Source organism: Pseudomonas sp. Pseusp49 (assembly GCF_059491875.1).
In genome coordinates, this window is record NZ_CP168514.1 from 2,308,215 (window position 1) to 2,327,842 (window position 19,628).

Below are 19,628 nucleotides of genomic sequence, written 5' to 3' on the forward strand. Positions count from 1 at the left end.
AAGAGCATCAGATTGCGGTGTGTGAAGACGAAACGAACCGAAAGTTCGAGAGACTCACAAAACACCAGCTGTCACATACCCAATTTGCTGAAGCGAGGCCAACTGGCCACGACTCAGTACCCGAATTTCTTGACGACCATAGAGCGTTGGAACCACCTGATCCCATCCCGAACTCAGAAGTGAAACGATGCATCGCCGATGGTAGTGTGGGGTTTCCCCATGTGAGAGTAGGTCATCGTCAAGATTAAATTCCGAAACCCCAATTGCGAAAGCAGTTGGGGTTTTGTTTTTGCCAGCAGGAAATTCAAACTACTGCCCCAACCGCTCCAGTGTGTGCTCCAGCGGTTCCAGCGATACACAGATAAAACCATCAAGCGGTCGATTGAGTTCCTCCACCAGCAAGATGGTCGCCCCCGTCGACAGGGCACACATCAACAAGACGACGACGATGGTCCCGTTGCGCGGTGCGAACAGGCCGAACGAGCCGAAGATAATTCCCAGCCACGTCACCAGGATCACCAGCATCACCGGTGGAATCGATTGATTGGACTGCAGCAGGGTCAGCCAGCGGGCGGCATACACGGTGTCCATGTCTTGCAATGCCTTGGCTTTGAGTGAGCGCTGATCATCGTTATCGGGAGACAGTGATTCGACCTGGCGTTGCAGGCCTTCGGAGCGACGTATCATTTCGGGGCTGTCGAGTTGTGCAATCTGACGGCGATCGCGGGTCGCGAGCACTTGGGTGACTTCGGCGTAGTTGTGCTTGAGTTCGGTGCGGATGCCCTGGGTATCGGGGCCATAGCGGGCCAGCAAGCGGTCGAATTGAATCACTTTCGCCGCCGCGCCCTCCAGCTCGGCATTGGCCGTATCGAAGGTGCCTTTGGCAGTGGAGACGAGCAGTCCGAGGACCAGAGCCGACATCGTTGCGATGAGGCCGGTGGCCAGCTTCAGCACCGCCACGGAATCATCGCTCAGATGATGGCTCGGTAACCGCTCCCTCACGTACGAACCCAGCAGTGCGCTGGCGGACAGGCAGGCGAAAACGATGAGGGCGATCACCAGGTCATTCAAATTCAACCTCCGTTGACGCTACCTTCCGGGGGAGATATCTACCGGTACTTGATCACGCTGCTTTCGAGCTTGCGTCCCTCGATGGTCGTTACGTCGCGAGCCCACAGCGGACCGTTGGCATAGGCTCCAGGAGCAAGCATTTGAAACGGCTGGGCCAGGACAGGTCATGGGCTGGCATAGCGGGTTTGCTCCTCTGGTTCGCTGCTATCGATGTGGCAAGTTGACGGTAGCAGACAGGCCGGGAGTTGCCAGAAAGCCCAACCTTTTCAGATTGGGCTTTCTTGAGCCTTCATTTCTGTCGATCGACAAAGGCCGTTCACTGATCCTTTTCGCAATTGACCATCCACGACACACCAAAACGGTCGACGAGCATGCCGAAGCGCGCCGCCCAGAACGTGGTCTCCAGTGGCATCTGCACACTGCCACCGTCCGCCAGTGCGTTGAACACCCGTTCGGCCTCGGCAATGCTGTCGACGTTGAGTGAAATCGAGCAGGCACTCATTTTATCGACGGGGCGATCCGGTGTGGTGTCCGACCCCATGAGCGCCTGATTTCCCACGATCAGGCGGGTATGGATGATCAGGTTGTGCAGGTCCTTGGGGAAATGCTCACCCGCAGGGGTTTCGCCAAAGGTCAACATGGCTTCGATCTGGCCTTGCAGGCATTTCGCGTAGAACGTGAAGGCGGCTTTGCAGTCGCCGTTGAAGATAAGGTAGGGATTGATTTTCATGGTCGGCTCCAGGTGCTCGAGTACATACATCGGTTTGGACGCCGGTTTTTTCGGCGAATTCCGATTGTGTCGAGCCGACAGGCAAAGCGCTAAATCTTTGTCGGAGCTTGTGTTTCTTTAGATGTTTTTTCCATAGGACGGGCGAGGCTTATCGCCTCCGGCACACGCCGCGGTGCCAGCACACGTTCGATGGCGCCGCTGACCATGCTTTCCAGCAGCTCCTCGCGTTCCTGCTCGTCCAGCACATGGGGCGTCAGCCAGCTGGGGGCACTGTTGAGCAGCGCGCCAATGGCATGCCCGGCGGCCAGCAGGCCTTGCTCGCTGAAACGCGACTTCGCGCCCAGCATCTTCAGCAAGGTGCGTTCATATTGCTCGCGCAGTTGCCGGACCCGAGCCTGTTGCTCTTCGTTCAGGCAACCGCTGTCGCGCTCCACCAGGCGGAAATGCCAAGGCATCTCCCGGTGCAGATTCAGATGGGCGCGGATCAGGCTGTTGAGTTTGTCGCGTTTGCCGGGCGTTTTTTGCTGGATTCGCCCCAGAGTGGCCAGCAGCTCCTCGTAGAACTCCTCGATCAGGTCCAGCAGAAGATGCTGTTTGCTGGGGTAATGGTGATACAGCGAGCCAGGGGACAGCCCCAGGCACGTCGCGAGCTCACGCATGCCGACCTGGCCGAACCCCTTGCAGGCAAACAGCTCCAGGACCTTGTCCCGGTACTCGGCAAAGCGCGAGCAACGCTCAGGCATAGGCATGGAAGCCGCGCCCCGTCTTGCGCCCCAGGTAACCGGCAGCGACCATTTCCTTGAGCAATGGCGCCGGGCGATATTTGCTGTCGTTGAATCCGTCATAGAAGGCTTCGAGGATCGACAGCAGGGTATCCAGGCCAATCAGGTCCGCCAGGGCCAACGGACCGATAGGCTGGTTGCAGCCCAGGCGCATGCCGGCGTCGATGTCTTCGGCGCTGGCCAGGCCTTCCTGGAACACCAGGATCGCCTCGTTGATCATCGGCACCAGGATCCGGTTGACCACGAAACCCGGACGGTTGCCGGCGGTGATCGCGGTTTTGCCGAGGGTGGTCGCCATGTCCAGCGCCAGTTGGTGGGTTGTGTCACTGGTTTGCAGGCCGCGGATCACTTCGATCAGGCCCATCACCGGCACCGGGTTGAAGAAATGCAGGCCGATGAAGCGCTCTGGCTGGCTGACACTGGCGGCCAGTTGGGTGATCGACAGCGACGAGGTATTGGAGGCAATGACGCATTCGCTGCCGACTTGCGCGGCGATCTGTTGCAGCACACGCAGTTTCAGGTCGAGATTCTCAGTGGCCGCTTCGATGACCAGTTGCGCGTCACGCAGGACACTGTAATCGGTGCTGGTGCGGATTTTGTCGAGGGTGGCCTGTTTCTGCTCTGGCGTCAGGGTTTGCTTGGCGATCTGCCGTTCCAGATTTTTACCGACCGTCGCAACGGCTTTTTGCAACGCGCTTTCAGAGATGTCGAGCAGGGTCACGTTGAAACCGGCCATGGCACAGACTTGTGCGATGCCGTTGCCCATGGTGCCCGCGCCGATTACCCCGATGTTTTGCAGATTCATTTTCCGTCCTTCGATCAAACCCTGCGATACCTTGGCCGCGAATGCGGCCGAAGGCGTACTATTGCCGCGAGTCTAGAGCTGGCAGGGCGGTTGTCCTATGCCAAAACTGTTCAACGGCACTGATGTTTTTTGCCATTCGGGTGATGAGAGAGAAGCGAACCAATGCGGGAAAAGGACTCGGTTGCCGCCTATTTCGTGCAGGCAATGATCCATGGGCTGAGGAACGATCCGCAGCGCGTGACGGCCGTGCTCGAACAGGCGGGCATTGATCCGGCGGTCATGCAACAACCCACGGCGCGGGTGCCGGCCAACGCGTTTGCGGCGTTGTGGCTGATTCAGATCCGCGAACTCGACGACGAGTTTTTCGGGCTCGATTCCCATGGCATGCCGCCGGGCAGTTTTGCCCTGATTTGCCGCGCCCTGATTCAGGAACCCGATCTGCACAAGGCCATGCGTCAGTGCCTGGCCAACTTCGGGTTGTTCCTGCGCGACTTTCGTGGCGCGCTGGCCGTGCGAGGCAAGCGTGCGGTCATCAGCCTGCAGACCCATTCGAAGGACAACGATGCCAGCCGGTTTGGCGAAGAAACCTTCCTGGTGTTGATGATCAGTCTGCTGTGCTGGCTGGGCGGGCGGCGCATTCCCATTGACCGTGCGGACTTCCGCCATTCGCGCCTGTCACTGAGTGACGACCGCCTGCTTTGGGGGCCCAACCTGACCTTCGGTGCCGAGCGCACTGAAATCGAATTTGCCAGCCATTACCTGCGCCTGCCGGTGGTTCAGGACCTGGCGTCGCTGAAAGTGTTCCTGCGCACCGCGCCGCAATGGCTGGTGATCCGCTTCCGTAACCAGCATGGCCTGGCCTCGCAGGTTCATCAGCGCTTGCGCGGCAGTCACTACAGTGAATGGCCGACGTTGCAGGCCTTTGCCCTGGAACAGCACCTGAGCCCCAGCACCTTCCGCCGCAAACTGGAGCGTGAAGGCTGTTCCTATCAGGAGATCAAGGACGAAGTGCGGCGCGGTGTGGCCTTTGAGCAATTGCGTCAGAGCGACGCGAGCATCAGCGACATCGCCGAGCAACTGGGCTTCCAGGAGCCCAGCGCCTTCCATCGGGCGTTCAAGAAGTGGACCGGGGAAAGTCCGGGGCGCTATCGGGCCCGTTATCAGGGGGACTGTGGGAACGAGCCTGCTCGCGAAAGCCATAGGTCATTCAACAGTGATGTCGTCTGACACTCCGCCTTCGCGAGCAGGCTCGCTCCTACAGGGGATGGGTCATGGCATTTCCGGCAATTCCTGCGGGCGCAGGTCGAAGACCAGTACTTCAGCGTGCACGCCGTTGCTCAAGGTCAGCGCCTGTTCATCACGGACCCGCACACCGTCGCCTTCCTGCAACAACACGCCGTTGAGTTCGACGCTGCCCCGGGCCACGTGCACGTAGGCATAACGGTTGGCGGCCAGTTCCAGGGTGGCGCTTTCCTTGCCGTCGATCAGGCCGGCATACACCCGTGCATCCTGACGCACCTTGAGCGAACCCTTGGCGCCGTCCGGCGAGATGATCAGTTGCAGGCGCCCGCGTTTTTTCTGGGTGCTGAAGTGCTCCTGCTGATAGCGCGGTTTGGCGCCGCTGACGTCGGGCACGATCCAGATCTGCAGAAAGTGCACCGGCCGCGTGCTGGAGTGGTTGAACTCGCTGTGAGCCACGCCGCTGCCAGCGCTCATCAGTTGCACGTCGCCGGGGCGGATCACCGACCCGGTGCCCAGGGTGTCCTTGTGTTCCAGGGCACCCTCAAGCACATAGGAGAAGATCTCCATGTCGCGGTGCGGGTGCTGGCCGAAGCCTTTGCCGGCGGCGACGCGGTCGTCGTTGATCACCAACAGGTCGGAAAAACCCTGCTCTTTCGGGTTGCGGTAGTTGGCGAAGGAAAAGGTGTGGAACGACTTCAACCAGCCGTGATTGGCCAGGCCACGATCCGAGGCTTTGCGAAGAGTCAGCATGATGAAATCTCCTGTGGGGACGTGAATTCGTCCGAGTGAGGAGAAGGTTAATGTTTACTGGTTTGTGCAATAAGTAGGTGAAAATTGAAATACTGTCTCTGTCAGGTTGACAATTGTTTGCGACATGAATCGCTCATTCTTGAGGCATAATTCGCCATAACCCACGGCAACCAAACCTGTGGGAGCGGGCTTGCCCGCGATAGCGGTGTGCCAGTCAACTTCAATGCCAACTGGAGCTCAGCCATCGCGGGCAAGCCCGCTCCGACAGGTTTCAATGTCGGTCAATGTTTCCGCCTTTGATCCCAGTGAATTCCAATCCATGAAAACCGTGGCAATGGTGCTTTTTCCCGACTTTCTCCTGCTCGATATGGCCGGGCCCATGGAAGTGTTTTCCATCGCCAACCGTTATCTGAAACCCGACGATCACTATGTGCTGTCGACCATCGGCACCGAACCCGGCGCATTGCGCGCGTCCAATGGCGTGAGCGTGCAGGCCGACCGGCACATCGACCAGGCCTGCGAAGGTTTTGATTTGCTGCTGGTGCCCGGTGGTCCCGGCGCCTACAACGAAAGGCATCCGCCGTTGCTCGACTGGCTCAGGCACAACGTCAGCCGGTCCACCGCTTATGGCTCGATCTGCACCGGGGCGTTCGTGCTCGGGCATGCGGGCTTGCTCGACGGTTATCGCGTCACCACCCACTGGCACTACACCGAGCGGCTGATCAAGGGTTTTCCGAAGGCGACCGTCGAGACCGACCAGATCTTTGTCCAGGACCGCAACCTGATCACCTCCGGCGGCGTCACCGCCGGGATCGACCTGGCGTTGTCGGTGGTGGCGCAGGATCACGGCAAAAAAGTCGCCCAGGACGTGGCCAAGGTCTTGCTGGTGGTGATGAAGCGTCAGGGCGGGCAGGCACAGTTCAGCCCGTTGATGGCGGCGGTGGCGCCTCAGGAAACGGCGATTACCCGCGTGCAGAACCACGTGCTCGAGCACCTCGACGAGTCCTTCAGCATCGAGCGCATGGCGAGCCTGGCCAACATGAGCCCGCGGCATTTCGCCAGGGTGTTCGCCCGGGAGGTGGACATGACGCCGATGGAGTTTCTGCAAAGCGCGCGCATCGATTGTGCCAGGAACCTGCTGGAAACCAGCGAGTTGCCGCTCAAGACCGTGGCCTTCAAAAGCGGCTTCGGCAGCGTGCGGCACATGCGTTTTCTGTTCAGTGAAAAGCTTGGCCTGACCCCGACTCAATACCGCGAGCAGTTCAGCTAGCGCACGTGTCCGTTGCGCGCACCGCAATGGCCGTGACGCTCCCCCCGTGGCGGTTGTACCGTCACAGAGGGCTGCCAAGATACGAGGTAACTCATTGCAAGGAAGGTGCGGAGCCTGGATGGACTCACGTGCCAGATCAGGCTTCCCGCGAGTGACAGCCCATGAACAGCCTCAGAGATGGCAGCAACGAAGCGGTGCTGCAATTCGGACCCTACGCTTTCCACCTCAGTCAGCGACTGGTGCTGGAGGGCGATCGACCTGTGCGCCTGGGCGGTCGCGCCCTTGACGTGTTGCAGGTGCTGGTCGAACACGCAGGTTCGGTGGTCAGCAAGGACGAGTTGATTGCGCAGGTCTGGCCACGCTCCGTGGTCGAAGAGATCAACCTGCGCGTGCACATCGCCGCCCTGCGTCGGGCCTTGGGCGACGGGCAGAACGGGCGGTGCTACATCGTCAACATTCCTCAGCGCGGCTACAGTTTTGTCGCCCCGGTGCAGCACTTGCCGGAGCCCGTAGCGTTCCCGAGCCAGACCGTACAAAAGCCCCTGCACAACTTGCCGGCACGGCTCACGTCGATCTCCGGGCGCGATGCCCTTGTCGGCAGCCTGGTGCGGCAGTTGCCGGTGCGGCGATTCATGACCCTGGTCGGGCCTTGCGGGATCGGCAAGACCACCGTGGCCTTGCGCGTGGCCGAACTGCTGTTGCAGCACTATCGGCACGGCGTGTGGCTGGTGGACCTGGCGGCGATCGATGACCCGGCGCAAGTGACCGATCACCTCACACGAACCCTTGGGCTGGAGGTCAGCACCACGCTGGAGGCGCTGGCGCAGCGACATGCCTTGTTGGTCCTGGACAACTGCGAGCATCTGCTCGAACGCTGCCGGACGTTGGTCGAGACTCTGCTGCAATCGCTGCCGCGACTGTCGATCCTCGCCACCAGCCGCGAGCCACTCAAGGCCGTGGGCGAAACCGTGTTGCGTCTGCCACCGCTGGCAGTGCCGCCGGCGTCAGCGCTGCGCAGCGTTGCCGAGGTCATGGGCTATTCGGCGGTGCAGTTGTTCGTCAGCCGTGCCCGGGCCCGTCAGCAAGGCTTCACCTTGCGCGAACAGGACCTCAAGGCCGTGCGCGAAATCTGTCGGCGCCTCGACGGCCTGCCGCTGGCGATTGAATTGGCGGCGGCGCAAATCGATGCGCTGGCGCTGGTGGGGTTGCAGGCGCAACTCGATAACTGTTTTCAGTTGCTGTCCCAAGGCCGCCGCACGGCCGTGCCCCGGCACCAGACGCTCAAGGCTGCACTGGACTGGAGCTACGAACGGTTGAATCCGCTGGAACAATCCGTGTTGCAGCGTTTGGCGGTATTCAAGATGGCCTTCACCCAGGATGCCGCGATAGGCGTGATCAGTGGCGACGCGTTACCGGTCGCCGAGCTGGCCGACGTGCTGGACAACCTCGCACTCAAATCACTGCTGTCCCTGGAGCAGGGCGGCGGGGTGATCCGTTACCGCTTTCTCAATACCACCCGCACCTACGCCCTGGAAAAACTCGAACTCAGTGGTGAACTGCGCACCCTTGAAATGCGTTATGCCGGTTACGTCAGTCAAACGCCCCGGCTTTCAGGCCGGCAAGTGGCAATGCAACTCACCGAGTAAGTGGCGCACGGCCTTCAGGTCCGGCGTGGCAAAACCTTCGGTGAAGCGCTGGTAGACCGGCGCCAGCAAAGCATGCGCCCGCTGGTGGCGGCCCTGACGCTGCCACAATTGCGCCAGCGAGGTGGCGCTGCGCAGCTCCCAGGCCAGGGCACCCTGGGTTTTTGCCACGTCGAGTGCCTTGAGCAGCACGGTTTCAGCCATCGCGGCGTTGGCCGGACACTCCGTTGCCAGCAACGTCTCGGCTCGGGCCCGCAGAATCTCTGCCGTGCTCCAGCCCGACGCGCCGCTTTGCGCACGCTCGAGCAAGTCGTCATCGACGCAGGTGGAGTCCAGCGTGACCATGATGTCCTTGATCAATCCGACACTTCGTTGCCTGGCGGGCGCGACATCGACGCCGCCGATCACCTGCGCGTAGTGTTGCGCCCAGGTATGGAACAGCAGGACCGAGTGTTTCTGCGCCTGTTGCAGCAGCAGGCGCAGGAGTTCGCGGGCGCTGCGGGTATCACCGTTGTAGTAGGCGATCAGGCAGCCGGCGAGCGCGAGGGTGTAGCAGATCGACGTGCCATGATTGATCTGCAACGCGATGTCCAGCGCCTGCCGGGCTGCGCGCCAGGCCTGTTCCGGTTGGCCTCGCAGCCAGAGGATGCGCGCCTGGATGGTCAGCGCCGCGACACTCTGGTCGTATTGCACGCCGAAACCATGGGTGAAACGGTTGAGATGACCACTGTGGGCCATGCGTTGCAGTACCTGTTCGGCATACTCCCCGGCCTGTTGCTGGTCGCCGGAAAAATGCAGGGCAAGCACCCGCAATCGATGTGTGCTCAGGGATAACAGGGCGTCGTCATGCAGCCCCAGTTGATCGAATTGCCGGCTCTGTTGCAGGGCCATCTGGTATTGGCCGCAACTGAGATTGACCGCCAGATGACCGGAAATCGCCCGCAGTTGACCGGCCACATCGTTGAGTCGGCTGGCCAGGGTTCTGGCGCTGACAAAGGCGCCAACGGTTTCGGCGCTCGCGCCTTGAACGTGGTAACAGGCACTGCCCAGGGCCAGCTTGAGGGTCATCTGCAAACGCGGGCACGGCTCGGCAGACTGCTCGAGCAGGGCCAGGGCCTTGCGCACATAACCGCCGTGTTCCTTGAGCAGTGACAGCTCCTGCCACAGGGGCGTGGACGTTGCGGTCAGGCGTATCGCCAGTGCCTGCGGTCCCTGCGCGTGCAGGCCCCAGTCGAGGGCCGCGCGGATGTCCTCCAGGGTCCGGCCATAGCGCTCGAGCCACAGGCCGGTCGAAGTGTTTTCCCATTCGTCCTGCGCCTGTTGCATCAGCGCCAGGCAACGCTCGGCATGGCGCTCCCGCGTGCCGGGGAGGTCGGGGCTTTGTGCGAGTTTTTCCAGCGCATGGCTGCGGGTGGTATCGAGCAGACGGTAGTAGACATCCTCATCGCCCACCTCCACGTTCAACAGGGACTTGGCGACCAGTTGGGTGATCGAGCCGAACACTTCGCGAGGTTCGATGTGTTCGCCGACAATCACCGCCGCTGCGGACTCCAGGGTAAAGCCGCCGCGAAACACGCTCAGTCGGCGCAGGCAGGTCTTTTCGCAGGCGTTGAGCAGCTCGAAGCTCCAGTCCAGTGTCGCGCGCAGGGTCTGATGGCGTGCCGGGGGCGTCTGGCAGGGCTGGGTCAACACCCGGAAACTGCTGTGCAACTGCGCCAGCAAACCGGCTAATCCGAAGTTGCCCACTTGCGCCGCCGCCAGTTCGATGGCCAGTGGAATGCCGTCCAGTCGGTGGCAGATGTCGATCAACAGCGGCAGTTCATCGTCCGCCAGTTCAAAGCTGTCATGGCTGGCCATGGCCCGCTCGACAAACAGTTGCAGGGCGGAAAAGGTCATGGCCTGGGCACGGTCGAGGATGGCGATGGGCGGCGGGCAGTCGAGTGATGCCAGGCGCTGGACGAATTCGCCTTCGGCCCTCAGGCTCTCGCGGCTGGTGGCGAGAATGTGCACGTGCGGCGCACTGCGCAGAATGTTTTCGCAGAGCAGGGCGATGGCGTCGACCAGGTGTTCGCAGTTGTCGATGACCAACAGCATTTGCCTGTCGCGTAGACAGTCCGCCAGCCCGTTCAGGGGTTCGTCGTCGTGCAGGGCCAATTCAAGCAACGTCGCCAGATGACCGTTGATCATCAGCGGGCAGTTGATCGGGGCCAGGTCCAGCAGGCGAATGCCGTCCCGGTAGAGGCCGATCATTTGTTCGGCGACCCGCAAGGCCACGGTGGTCTTGCCAATGCCGCCGGGACCGACGAGGGTGATGAAGCGCTGGCGCGGCAGTTGCACCACCAGATTGTCGACCAGCGTCCGCCGGCCGATCATGCGTGTGCGGCGCACCGGCAGGTTATGCCGGCTCGGCGCGCAAGACACGGGCGCCGGCGGTTGTTCGACCGGCTCCCGTGAGTGCGGTGCGACGAAGCTGTACCCACGCTGTGCCACGGTGACGATGTAGCGCTGGCCGGCCTGACCGTCGCCGAGCGCCTTGCGCAACGCGGCCATGTGCACCCGCAGATTGATGTCTTCGACCACGCTGTCGGGCCAGACCCGGGCGATCAATTGCTGCTTGCTGACCACGTTGCCGGCGTGTTCCAAAAGAATCAACAGGATGTCCATGGCGCGCCGGCCCAGGCGCAAGGGCTGGTCGGCCTCCATCACCAGGCGTTGTCCGGGGTAGACCCGGTAGGGGCCGAAATGCACAACCTGTTCGGGGGAATGAGTCAACGAGTCGCTCCTGCTGCAGCCGTCTAATACGCGGTTTACGAGCATATTCCTCAGGTTTTTTACGCAGCGCAACGTGCCGCCCGGGTGACTGAAGGGGCAGGCATTGACTCTAGCGTATCGGCCAGCGGCTGTCGGTCCCGAAAACATTGGGTGCGACAGATGGGCATGACAGGCCGGGGCTTTTTGCGCGCCAAGGAAAATTAACAACGTTTAACTCGTCGCGTGCCCGGTCTACGCCCAAAACTCTCCTTCTTCAACTTCCACTGAAGGCAGGGATGAAATGTCAGTCAGCCGCGAGCAGCTCGATGTGGGAGCGAGCCTGCTCGCGAAGGCGGTGTCACCTTCAGCCTGTGCGGTGACTGACACAGCGCTTTCGCGAGCAGGCTCGCTCCCACAAAGGACAGAGCAATGAGCAACGTGGTGGTGGTCTATCACAGTGGCTACGGGCACACCCGGGTCATGGCCGAAGCCGTGGCCGCGGGCGTGGAGCGGCATCCGGGCAGCACCTGCCAGTTGATCCCGGTCGAGGAAGTGGACGAGCACTGGGCGCGCCTGCACAGCGCCGACGCCATCATCTTCGGCGCGCCGACCTACATGGGCAGCGCCTCGGCAGCCTTCAAGGGCTTCATGGAGGCCACGGCCGCGTTCTACCTGGCCCAGCCCTGGCGCGACAAACTCGCGGCGGGCTTCACCAATTCCGGCTGCCTGTGCGGCGACAAACTCAACACCTTGCTGCAGATGGCGGTGTTCGCCGCGCAGCACTCGATGATCTGGGTCGGCCTCGACCTGCTGCCGGCGCGTTCCGGCACCGGCGCGTTCAACGGCCAGCTCAATCGCCTGGGCAGCTCACTGGGCGCCATGGCCCAGTCGAATGTCGAGCAATCCCCCGACGATGCGCCGCCCCCCGAGGACCGCTGCACCGCCGCGCATCTGGGCGAGCGGGTGGCGCGCCTGGCCGATCGCCTGAACCGACTTGCGGTTTGATTCACCCCCCCAACCCTCGTTAAGGAGGCATCACCCATGAGCACCTTCACTACCCGCGACGGCGTCGAGATTTACTACAAGGACTGGGGCACCGGTCAGCCGGTTGTCTTCAGCCACGGCTGGCCGCTGAACGCCGACAGTTGGGAGTCGCAGATGATTTTCCTGGCCTCCAACGGCTATCGGGTCATCGCCCACGACCGTCGCGGTCATGGGCGTTCCAGTCAGCCATGGTCGGGCAATGATATGGACCATTACGCCGACGATCTGGCGCAGTTGATCGAGCTGCTCGACCTGCAAGACGCGGTGCTGTTCGGCTTCTCCACCGGCGGTGGCGAGGTGGCGCGCTACATCGGTCGCCACGGCACCGGTCGCGTGGCCAAGGCCGGGCTGATTTCCGCAGTGCCGCCCCTGATGCTCAAGACCGAAGCCAACCCCGGTGGCTTGCCACTGGAAGTGTTCGACGGCATCCGCCAGGCCTCGCTGGCCGACCGCTCGCAACTCTACATCGACCTCGCCAGCGGGCCGTTTTTCGGCTTCAACAAGCCCGGCGCGAAACCGTCCCAGGGCATGATCGACTGGTTCTGGATGCAAGGCATGATGGCAGGCCACAAGAACGCCCATGACTGCATCAAGGCGTTCTCGGAAACCGACTTCACAGAAGACTTGAAGAAGTTCGACGTGCCGACGCTGGTGGTGCATGGCGACGCGGATCAGGTCGTGCCTTACGAGGCGGCGGGCGTCTCCTCGGCCAGGCTGGTGAAAGGCTCGACCCTGAAGATCTACCCGGGCGCCCCTCACGGGCTGACGGACACCCACAAGGATCAGCTCAACGCTGACCTGTTGGCGTTCTTGAAAGGTTAGAAAGCCAGATCAAAAGATCGCAGCCTTCGGCAGCTCCTACACGGTAGCGTGCATGCCCGAAGGCTGCGATCTTTTGCTTCTAAGGCCAGTCACCACCCGACAGCGCCAGGCAAACGGATTGATGCCTTCGCTGCGGGTGAAGAGGTGGCAGAAGTGCGCCTGATCGCAGAAGCCGCATTCGAGGCTGATCTGCGTCAGGCTCATGTCGGTGTACTGGATCAATTGCTTGGCCAGGGTTATGCGTTGCCGGCGAATCCAGTCCTGCGGCGAGAGTCCGGTGCTGCACTTGAAGGCGCGGGAGAAATGACTGCGCGAGAGGGCGCACGCCTGTGCCAGTTCAGTGACTTCCAGGCTGTCGCCGAGGCGCTCGAGGATCAGTTGTTTAACCAGCCGTTCGCGCTGCGGGCTGAGGCCGCCGGTGCTTTTCTTTGGCACAGGCGTGAATGGCGCGGGCGCGGCATTTTGCTGAACGTGAGCCATGGTAAATGTCCGAGTCGGTAGGCTTCATTTTTGGACCCGAAGGCTCTGGCTTGCGAGTTAATCGTTGTTAATTCCTCGTTACGCGCGGGACGGCCTGGGTAAAGTCAGACACACTTCCCAACCTCGCGCCTGGCCGAACACACAAGGGAACCGTGCCTATGAACCGTAATGATCTGCGTCGCGTCGACATGAACCTGCTGGTGATTTTCGAGGCACTGATGTTCGAAAAGAACCTGACCCGCGTCGCGGAAAAACTGTTCATGGGTCAACCGGCGGTGAGCGCCGCGCTGGGGCGCCTGCGTGATCTGTTCGACGATCCGTTGCTGCTGCGCAACGGTCGCGGCATGGAGCCGACGGCGCGGGCGCTGGCGATTCTCAAGGAGCTGCAGCCGGCGATGGACACCATTTCCGGTGCGGTCAGCCGGGCCAAGGAGTTCGATCCGGCGACCAGTTGCGATGTGTTCCGCATCGGGCTGTCGGACGATGCCGAGTTCGGTTTGTTTCCGCCGTTGCTGCGTCAATTGCAAGAGGAGGCACCGGGCATCGTCGTGGTCGTGCGGCGGGCCAATTACCTGTTGATGCCGGCGTTGCTGGCGTCGGGAGAGATCTCGGTGGGCGTCAGTTACACCACGGATCTGCCGGCCAATGCCAAGCGCAAGAAGCTGCGCGATATTCCCTGCAAAGTGCTGCGCGGTGATACCCGGCCGGGGCCGCTGACCCTGGATGAGTACTGTGAACGGCCCCATGCGATGGTGTCGTTTTCCGGTGACTTGAGCGGCAATATCGATCTGGATCTGGCGAAGGTCGGGCGCAGTCGTCGTGTGGTGTTGGGGGTGCCGCAGTTCAGTGGGTTGCGGGCGTTGCTGGCGGGCACCGAGATGATCGCTACCGTGCCGGATTATGCGGCCTGTGCGTTGGTGGAGGGGTGCGGGTTGCGCGCCGAGGATCCGCCGTTCGAGATTGAGGCGGCGCAGTTGTCGATGGCCTGGAGCGGGGTGCATGACAATGATCCGGCGGAGCGGTGGTTGCGGGCGCGGATTGGGCAGTTCATGTCTTTGGCTTTGGATATTTCTTAGGTGTTGACCTTGGCGGCCTCTGGGCCGACCAGGTTCTTGGTTGATTGAGTACATATCCGTTGCTGCGGTAACGGCGGCTTATGGTTCCGCTCTTACAGCGGGTCACTTTTGGCAAACGCCCGGAGTGCCGGCCCAGCCAAAAGTAACCAAAAGGTCTCGCCCCTTACGTACGGCCCCTCGCTTAGGCTCGGCGTTCCTTCGCTCCGGCATTCATCCGGGGGCATCGCCTCCGGTCGGCTTCGCTTCGACCTCCTCTCGATGTGTTCGGCTTCGCCGAACGGCGCTGCGCGCCCCCCCCGGATGAACGCCTCCACTCAGCCTCCCGAGGGGGCGGGTGGATCAAGATCAAAAGCTGCAGGCGAGCTAACGCTCGGCCTGTAGGAGCTGCCGAAGGCTGCGATCTTTTGATCTTGATCCTCCGCCCACTCGATATGGTCAAAAATCAAATGCAGGAGCGAACCTGCTCGCGAAGGCGGACTGCCAGCCGACCTGATTTTTGCAGATGTCCCCAATCCCTGTGGGAGCGGGCTTGCCCGCGATGGCGGACTGCCTGCCAACCAATCTCTTACAGGGAAAATGCAGTGTTCCGACAACCCTGTTTAAAAGCCATCAGCCTCTATTCCTGAAAGCCACACCGCCTTGCGTCGTTGCCTACAACTACGCCAGAATCCGCCGGCTTGTGCGTCTTGGCCCTGATCTCTAACGTTCTGCCCGTCGCTGCCCATTCAGCGATCGGGTTTAGCAGCTCGGTAAATTTCAAGGCTCGCCAGTGTCACCTTCAGATCAGTCCGGTCTGTCATTTGGTGGCTGTGCGTGGGGCACTTCGGTGCGCCGGGTTCCTTGATCCCTGGTCTGCTAACCCGCGTACAGCCGCCACCCAATTCGTTTAGCAGCGACCTGTGGCGGCTCCATTGATCAAGGAGTTCCACCATGTTCAACCCCACCCCGAATCCCCCGAAAGACCCTGCTTCACCGCGCAATCCCAGCACGATGTTTGTCATCCCCCCCGACATCACACCGAAACCCTGTTGGCCCACGCCTGCGAATCCCTGGCCTCGGCCAGCATCATGGCCAGTGACCTCGCGGGATTTCTGCAAAGCCCGCATCGCAATTCACTGCTGGGGATTGCGCAGATCATCATGTTGGGCGAGCTGGCAGTGAACCGGGCGCTGGATAATCTCGATCCGCAAGACTAACCACTGATCCCTGTGGCGAGGGGGCTTGCCCCCGCTCGGCTGCGCAGCAGTCGTAAAAACGGTTAACGCGGTATGCCTGAAGCATCACGGTTGCTGGTTTTGGGGCCGCTTCGCTGCCCAGCGGGGGCAAGCCCCCTCGCCACAGGGACTGCGCTTTGCAGGGAATTTCCCATCTGAGTCGCAGCCGCAAAACAGAGCACGTACATTCAATTTTTCCTCCCCCCGTCCCGGCACTATCGAATCCTGTCCCGGCGTATCGACGCCGGTGGTTTTTCATTGGTGCAGGTGGGCCATGGACACTTCGCGACGTGATGATCGGGCGCAAGACTGGGGGCTGCTGTTCCTGCGGGTCAGCGGCGGGTTGTTTCTGTTGTGGGTGCACGGTTTGCCCAAGCTGCTTTACTACAGTGCCGAGCTGCAGAACATCGAAGACCCTTTGCACTTGGGCGCGAACCTGACGCTGATGCTGGCGATCTTCGCCGAGGTGGTGTGCCCGCTGCTGATCGTCGGCGGGTTGCTGGTGCGTCTGGCGTGTTTGCCTGTTCTGTTTTTGCTGTGGGTGTCGATGTTACTCGTGCATCCGCAGTGGACCCTCTTCGAAGGCCAGTTCGGCTGGCTGTTGCTGATCGTATTCACCAGCATTCTCATCGCCGGGCCGGGACGGCTGGCGCTCAATGTCCGTTTCGCCGGAGCCTTGCGTTATGTCTGATCTCAATCGCCGTGAGCCGGCCAGTCCCGGGCCTGATGAGGTGGTGACCCTGATCGTCAAGCACCGGGTCAAGGCCGGTTTCGAAGTGCCTTATGAAGCCTGGCTGCGCAACATCGTCAAGGTGGCCGCGCAGAATGTCGGGCACCTGGGCGTGGATGTGGTGCGCGGCAAGAACGCCGGCCTCGACACCTATACCTGTGTGCTGCGTTTTTGCTCGACCGAGGCGATGCAGAACTGGCTCGATTCGCCGCAGCGCCAGGCGTTGGTCGACGAAGCCGCGCCGATGCTGGCCGATGGCGACCAGACCGAAGTCAATCCGGTCAACGAGTTCTGGTTCTCGCCCCAGGCCGAAGCCGGTACGCCACCGCCGCGCTGGAAGCAGGCCGTGGTGACGTTGCTGGTGATCCTGCCGCACACCTTGCTGGTGCCGCTGCTCTGGGGGCCGCTGTTACGGCTCAACGCCTTGCTCTCCAACTATGTGGTGGCCACGTTCCTGATCACCCTGACCATCGTGCTCTCGGTGGTTTACATCTTCATGCCCATGGCGACGCGTCTGTTCGCGCCCTGGCTGTCTCCCGCCACATTGCACGAGGAACCCTGATGAACGCCGACCTGATTCTGTTCAATGGTCAATTTCATACCGTTGACCGCGAAAAACCGCTCGCCAGTGCGGTGGCGATCAGCGACGGTCGCTTTGTCGCAGTGGGCAGCGATGCCGAGGCCATGGCTCTGCGTGGCTCGAGCACCCAAGTGATCGACCTCAAGGGCCGCTGTGTGATTCCCGGGCTCAACGACTCGCACTTGCACCTGATCCGTGGTGGCTTGAACTACAACCTTGAACTGCGCTGGGAAGGGGTGCCGTCACTGGCCGATGCCTTGCGCATGCTCAAGGATCAGGCCGACCGCACGCCGACGCCGCAGTGGGTGCGGGTGGTCGGTGGCTGGAACGAATTCCAGTTCGCCGAGAAGCGCATGCCGACCCTGGCCGAGCTCAACCAGGCGGCACCGGACACCCCGGTGTTCGTGCTGCACCTGTACGACCGCGCCTTGCTCAACCGCGCTGCCTTGCGTGTCGCCGGTTACACCCGTGACACGCCGAACCCGCCGGGTGGCGAGATCGTGCGCGACGCCAACGGCGAGCCGACCGGCATGCTGGTGGCGCGGCCCAACGCGATGATTCTGTACTCGACCCTGGCCAAGGGGCCGAAGCTGCCGTTGGAGTATCAGGTCAACTCGACCCGCCAGTTCATGCGTGAACTCAACCGCTTGGGCCTGACCAGCGCCATCGATGCCGGCGGTGGTTTCCAGAATTATCCGGACGATTACCAGGTGATCGAGCAGTTGGCGAAGGATGAGCAACTGACCGTGCGCATCGCCTACAACCTGTTCACCCAGAAACCCAAGGAAGAGTTGACCGACTTCAAGAACTGGACTGGCAGTGTGAAGCTGCACCAGGGTGACGATTACCTGCGGCACAACGGCGCCGGGGAAATGCTGGTGTTCTCGGCGGCGGACTTCGAAGACTTCCTCGAGCCGCGCCCGGATTTGCCGCCAACCATGGAAGCCGAACTGGAACCGGTGGTGCGTCACCTCGTCGAGCAACGCTGGCCGTTCCGTTTGCACGCCACCTACAACGAATCCATCAGTCGCATGCTCGACGTGTTCGAGAAGGTCAACCGCGACATTCCGTTCAACGGCTTGCCGTGGTTTTTCGACCACGCCGAAACCATCACCCCGCAGAACATCGAGCGGGTGAGGGCGCTGGGTGGCGGCATCGCGATTCAGGATCGCATGGCATTCCAGGGCGAGTATTTCGTCGAGCGGTACGGCGCGAAAGCGGCCGAAGCCACGCCACCGATCAAGCGCATGCTGGCCGAGGGTGTACCGGTCGGTGCCGGTACCGACGCCACGCGGGTATCGAGTTACAACCCGTGGACTTCGCTGTACTGGATGGTCAGTGGCCGCACCGTCGGCGGCCTGGAACTGCACGCCGAAGGCCTGTCGCGCCTCACGGCGCTGGAACTGTTCACCCACGGCAGTGCCTGGTTCTCGTCCGAGCAAGGCAAGAAAGGCCAGATCAAGGTCGGGCAGTTGGCCGACGTCGCGGCCCTCAGTGCGGATTTTTTCAGTGTCGATGAAGAGGCGATCAAGTGGATCGAATCGGTGTTGACGGTGGTCGGCGGCAAGGTGGTGTACGGCGCCGGTGACTTCGAGAAGCTCGGGCCGGCCAGCGTGCCGGTGCTGCCGGACTGGTCGCCGGTGGTGAAAGTGCCGGGCCACTGGCGCCCGACCTCGCCGATGCAGGCCCAGGTTCACCACTGCAGCGGGCCCTGTGCGGTGCATTCCCACAGCCATGAGCGGGCGCGCCTGTCGAACGCGCCGGTCAGTGATTTCGCCGGTTTCTGGGGCGCCTTTGGCTGCTCGTGTTTTGCCTTCTGACGCATTCAAAAAAGCGCCGACCCAACAGGGCGGCGCGGTATGCAACAACCATCCATCAAGGAGATTCCAATGAGCAACGTTCCGTACAAACGCCTGAACAAAGACGATGCCGTGGTCTTGCTGGTCGACCACCAGACCGGTCTGATCTCGCTGGTGCAGGATTTCTCGCCCAACGAGTTCAAGAACAACGTGCTGGCGCTGGGCGACATCGCCAAGTTCTTCAAACTGCCGACCATCCTCACCACCAGTTTCGACAGCGGTCCGAACGGCCCGATCGTGCCGGAGCTCAAGGCGCAGTTCCCGGACGCGCCGTTCATTGCCCGCCCGGGCCAGATCAACGCCTGGGACAACGAAGATTTCGTCAAGGCGATCAAGGCCACCGGTCGCAAGCAACTGATCATCGCCGGTGTGGTAACCGACGTGTGCGTGGCATTCCCGACCCTGTCGGCCATTGCCGAAGGCTTTGAGGTGTTTGTAGTGACCGACGCTTCCGGCACCTTCAACACCACCGTGCAACAAGCGGCCTGGGCGCGCATGTCGGCCGCCGGTGCACACCTGCTGAACTGGTTCTCCGTGGCCTGCGAGCTGCAAGGCGACTGGCGCAACGACATGGAAGGCCTGGCCAACCTGCTGTCCGAGCGCCTGCCGAACTATCGCAACCTGATCAACAGCTACATGAAATTCACGGCCAAGTAATGGTTGTGGCTGCTGGCTCTGGCCAGCAGCCTTGTAGGAGCTGCCGAAGGCTGCGATCTTTCTGGCCTTTTCGAAGCGCTGGATCAAAAGATCGCAGCCTTCGGCAGCTCCTACAGGCGAGG

The 19,628-nt window shown here is 61.7% G+C and carries 17 protein-coding genes, 1 rRNA gene and 1 pseudogene; 12 read left to right on the forward strand and 7 right to left on the reverse strand.

Features of this window, described 5'->3' with window-relative positions:
* Positions 1-128: 128 nt before the first annotated feature.
* Positions 129-244 (forward strand): 5S ribosomal RNA (gene rrf / locus ACEN83_RS10480).
* A gap of 65 nt (positions 245-309) precedes the next feature.
* On the opposite strand, the gene ACEN83_RS10485 is transcribed toward rrf, so the two are convergent.
* From ACEN83_RS10485 to ACEN83_RS10500, 4 genes are all read right to left on the reverse strand, one after another.
* Positions 310-1,071 (reverse strand): bestrophin-like domain, encoded by a 762-nt coding sequence (locus tag ACEN83_RS10485; protein WP_495580211.1) that lies wholly within the window; start codon positions 1,069-1,071, stop codon positions 310-312.
* A gap of 316 nt (positions 1,072-1,387) precedes the next feature.
* On the reverse strand, positions 1,388-1,801 hold the full coding sequence (locus ACEN83_RS10490; RefSeq protein ID WP_495580212.1) for a VOC family protein: 414 nt from the start codon (positions 1,799-1,801) through the stop codon (positions 1,388-1,390).
* A gap of 89 nt (positions 1,802-1,890) precedes the next feature.
* Entirely contained in the window at positions 1,891-2,550 is a 660-nt protein-coding gene (locus ACEN83_RS10495; protein ID WP_116583412.1) for a TetR/AcrR family transcriptional regulator, read from the reverse strand.
* Positions 2,537-3,388 carry a 3-hydroxybutyryl-CoA dehydrogenase gene (locus tag ACEN83_RS10500; RefSeq protein WP_495580213.1) on the reverse strand — a complete coding sequence of 284 codons (852 nt, stop codon included), beginning with the start codon at positions 3,386-3,388 and terminating at the stop codon, positions 2,537-2,539. The genes ACEN83_RS10495 and ACEN83_RS10500 overlap by 14 nt, the downstream gene beginning before the upstream one ends.
* A gap of 162 nt (positions 3,389-3,550) precedes the next feature.
* On the opposite strand from ACEN83_RS10500, the gene ACEN83_RS10505 reads away from it, so the two are divergent.
* A complete protein-coding gene (locus tag ACEN83_RS10505; RefSeq protein WP_495580214.1) occupies positions 3,551-4,615 on the forward strand; it encodes an AraC family transcriptional regulator in 1,065 nt (354 codons plus the stop codon).
* A 42-nt stretch (positions 4,616-4,657) separates the two neighbouring features.
* Here ACEN83_RS10505 and ACEN83_RS10510 read toward each other — a convergent pair whose 3' ends face one another.
* Complete coding sequence (locus tag ACEN83_RS10510) at positions 4,658-5,380, reverse strand: pirin family protein (protein ID WP_495580215.1); 723 nt, start codon at positions 5,378-5,380, stop codon at positions 4,658-4,660.
* A 319-nt stretch (positions 5,381-5,699) separates the two neighbouring features.
* Between ACEN83_RS10510 and ACEN83_RS10515 the strand changes: the two genes are divergently transcribed.
* On the forward strand, positions 5,700-6,650 hold the full coding sequence (locus ACEN83_RS10515) for a GlxA family transcriptional regulator (protein WP_033047465.1): 951 nt from the start codon (positions 5,700-5,702) through the stop codon (positions 6,648-6,650).
* Between the two features lie 161 nt (positions 6,651-6,811).
* Positions 6,812-8,296, forward strand: a complete 1,485-nt coding sequence (locus ACEN83_RS10520) for an ATP-binding protein (RefSeq protein WP_495580216.1) — start codon at positions 6,812-6,814, stop codon at positions 8,294-8,296.
* Here the strand turns inward: ACEN83_RS10520 and ACEN83_RS10525 are convergent.
* Positions 8,261-11,065, reverse strand: a complete 2,805-nt coding sequence (locus ACEN83_RS10525; RefSeq protein WP_495580217.1) for an ATP-binding protein — start codon at positions 11,063-11,065, stop codon at positions 8,261-8,263. The two genes, ACEN83_RS10520 and ACEN83_RS10525, sit on opposite strands and share 36 nt — an antisense overlap.
* 408 nt (positions 11,066-11,473) lie before the next feature.
* On the opposite strand from ACEN83_RS10525, the gene ACEN83_RS10530 reads away from it, so the two are divergent.
* Positions 11,474-12,049 (forward strand): flavodoxin family protein, encoded by a 576-nt coding sequence (locus ACEN83_RS10530; protein WP_495580218.1) that lies wholly within the window; start codon positions 11,474-11,476, stop codon positions 12,047-12,049.
* Positions 12,050-12,085: 36 nt separating this feature from the next.
* Entirely contained in the window at positions 12,086-12,910 is an 825-nt protein-coding gene (locus ACEN83_RS10535) for an alpha/beta fold hydrolase (protein WP_015095772.1), read from the forward strand.
* A gap of 36 nt (positions 12,911-12,946) precedes the next feature.
* Here the strand turns inward: ACEN83_RS10535 and ACEN83_RS10540 are convergent, their stop codons facing one another.
* Positions 12,947-13,390: a helix-turn-helix domain-containing protein gene (locus ACEN83_RS10540; protein WP_495580219.1), complete on the reverse strand. Its 444-nt coding sequence runs from the start codon at positions 13,388-13,390 to the stop codon at positions 12,947-12,949.
* A gap of 158 nt (positions 13,391-13,548) precedes the next feature.
* Here ACEN83_RS10540 and ACEN83_RS10545 point away from each other — a divergent pair, with 158 nt between their 5' ends.
* The 6 genes and pseudogenes from ACEN83_RS10545 to ycaC all read left to right on the forward strand — a co-directional run bounded on the left by ACEN83_RS10545 (position 13,549) and on the right by ycaC (position 19,506).
* Positions 13,549-14,466 carry a LysR family transcriptional regulator gene (locus ACEN83_RS10545; RefSeq protein ID WP_495580220.1) on the forward strand — a complete coding sequence of 306 codons (918 nt, stop codon included), beginning with the start codon at positions 13,549-13,551 and terminating at the stop codon, positions 14,464-14,466.
* A 930-nt stretch (positions 14,467-15,396) separates the two neighbouring features.
* A pseudogene (locus tag ACEN83_RS10550) lies at positions 15,397-15,662 on the forward strand (DUF6124 family protein).
* Between the two features lie 292 nt (positions 15,663-15,954).
* On the forward strand, positions 15,955-16,371 hold the full coding sequence (locus tag ACEN83_RS10555; protein ID WP_495580221.1) for a DoxX family protein: 417 nt from the start codon (positions 15,955-15,957) through the stop codon (positions 16,369-16,371).
* Entirely contained in the window at positions 16,364-16,972 is a 609-nt protein-coding gene (locus ACEN83_RS10560; protein WP_007977196.1) for an antibiotic biosynthesis monooxygenase, read from the forward strand. The genes ACEN83_RS10555 and ACEN83_RS10560 overlap by 8 nt, the downstream gene beginning before the upstream one ends.
* Positions 16,972-18,810 (forward strand): amidohydrolase, encoded by a 1,839-nt coding sequence (locus ACEN83_RS10565; protein ID WP_116583401.1) that lies wholly within the window; start codon positions 16,972-16,974, stop codon positions 18,808-18,810. The genes ACEN83_RS10560 and ACEN83_RS10565 overlap by 1 nt, the downstream gene beginning before the upstream one ends.
* Positions 18,811-18,879: 69 nt before the next feature.
* Positions 18,880-19,506, forward strand: a complete 627-nt coding sequence (ycaC, locus tag ACEN83_RS10570; protein WP_007977200.1) for an isochorismate family cysteine hydrolase YcaC — start codon at positions 18,880-18,882, stop codon at positions 19,504-19,506.
* Positions 19,507-19,628 lie beyond the last annotated feature (122 nt).

Coding starts and splice junctions, on each gene's coding strand:
- ACEN83_RS10520 (WP_495580216.1), top strand. CDS start 6,812: ATGAACAGCCTCAGAGATGGCAGCAACGAAGCGGTGCTGCAATTCGGA.
- ACEN83_RS10565 (WP_116583401.1), top strand. CDS start 16,972: ATGAACGCCGACCTGATTCTGTTCAATGGTCAATTTCATACCGTTGAC.
- ACEN83_RS10555 (WP_495580221.1), top strand. CDS start 15,955: ATGGACACTTCGCGACGTGATGATCGGGCGCAAGACTGGGGGCTGCTG.
- ACEN83_RS10535 (WP_015095772.1), top strand. CDS start 12,086: ATGAGCACCTTCACTACCCGCGACGGCGTCGAGATTTACTACAAGGAC.
- ACEN83_RS10540 (WP_495580219.1), bottom strand. CDS start 13,390: ATGGCTCACGTTCAGCAAAATGCCGCGCCCGCGCCATTCACGCCTGTG.
- ACEN83_RS10560 (WP_007977196.1), top strand. CDS start 16,364: ATGTCTGATCTCAATCGCCGTGAGCCGGCCAGTCCCGGGCCTGATGAG.
- ACEN83_RS10490 (WP_495580212.1), bottom strand. CDS start 1,801: ATGAAAATCAATCCCTACCTTATCTTCAACGGCGACTGCAAAGCCGCC.
- ACEN83_RS10495 (WP_116583412.1), bottom strand. CDS start 2,550: ATGCCTATGCCTGAGCGTTGCTCGCGCTTTGCCGAGTACCGGGACAAG.
- ACEN83_RS10530 (WP_495580218.1), top strand. CDS start 11,474: ATGAGCAACGTGGTGGTGGTCTATCACAGTGGCTACGGGCACACCCGG.
- ACEN83_RS10510 (WP_495580215.1), bottom strand. CDS start 5,380: ATGCTGACTCTTCGCAAAGCCTCGGATCGTGGCCTGGCCAATCACGGC.
- ACEN83_RS10505 (WP_495580214.1), top strand. CDS start 3,551: ATGCGGGAAAAGGACTCGGTTGCCGCCTATTTCGTGCAGGCAATGATC.
- ACEN83_RS10500 (WP_495580213.1), bottom strand. CDS start 3,388: ATGAATCTGCAAAACATCGGGGTAATCGGCGCGGGCACCATGGGCAAC.
- ACEN83_RS10515 (WP_033047465.1), top strand. CDS start 5,700: ATGAAAACCGTGGCAATGGTGCTTTTTCCCGACTTTCTCCTGCTCGAT.
- ycaC (WP_007977200.1), top strand. CDS start 18,880: ATGAGCAACGTTCCGTACAAACGCCTGAACAAAGACGATGCCGTGGTC.
- ACEN83_RS10545 (WP_495580220.1), top strand. CDS start 13,549: ATGAACCGTAATGATCTGCGTCGCGTCGACATGAACCTGCTGGTGATT.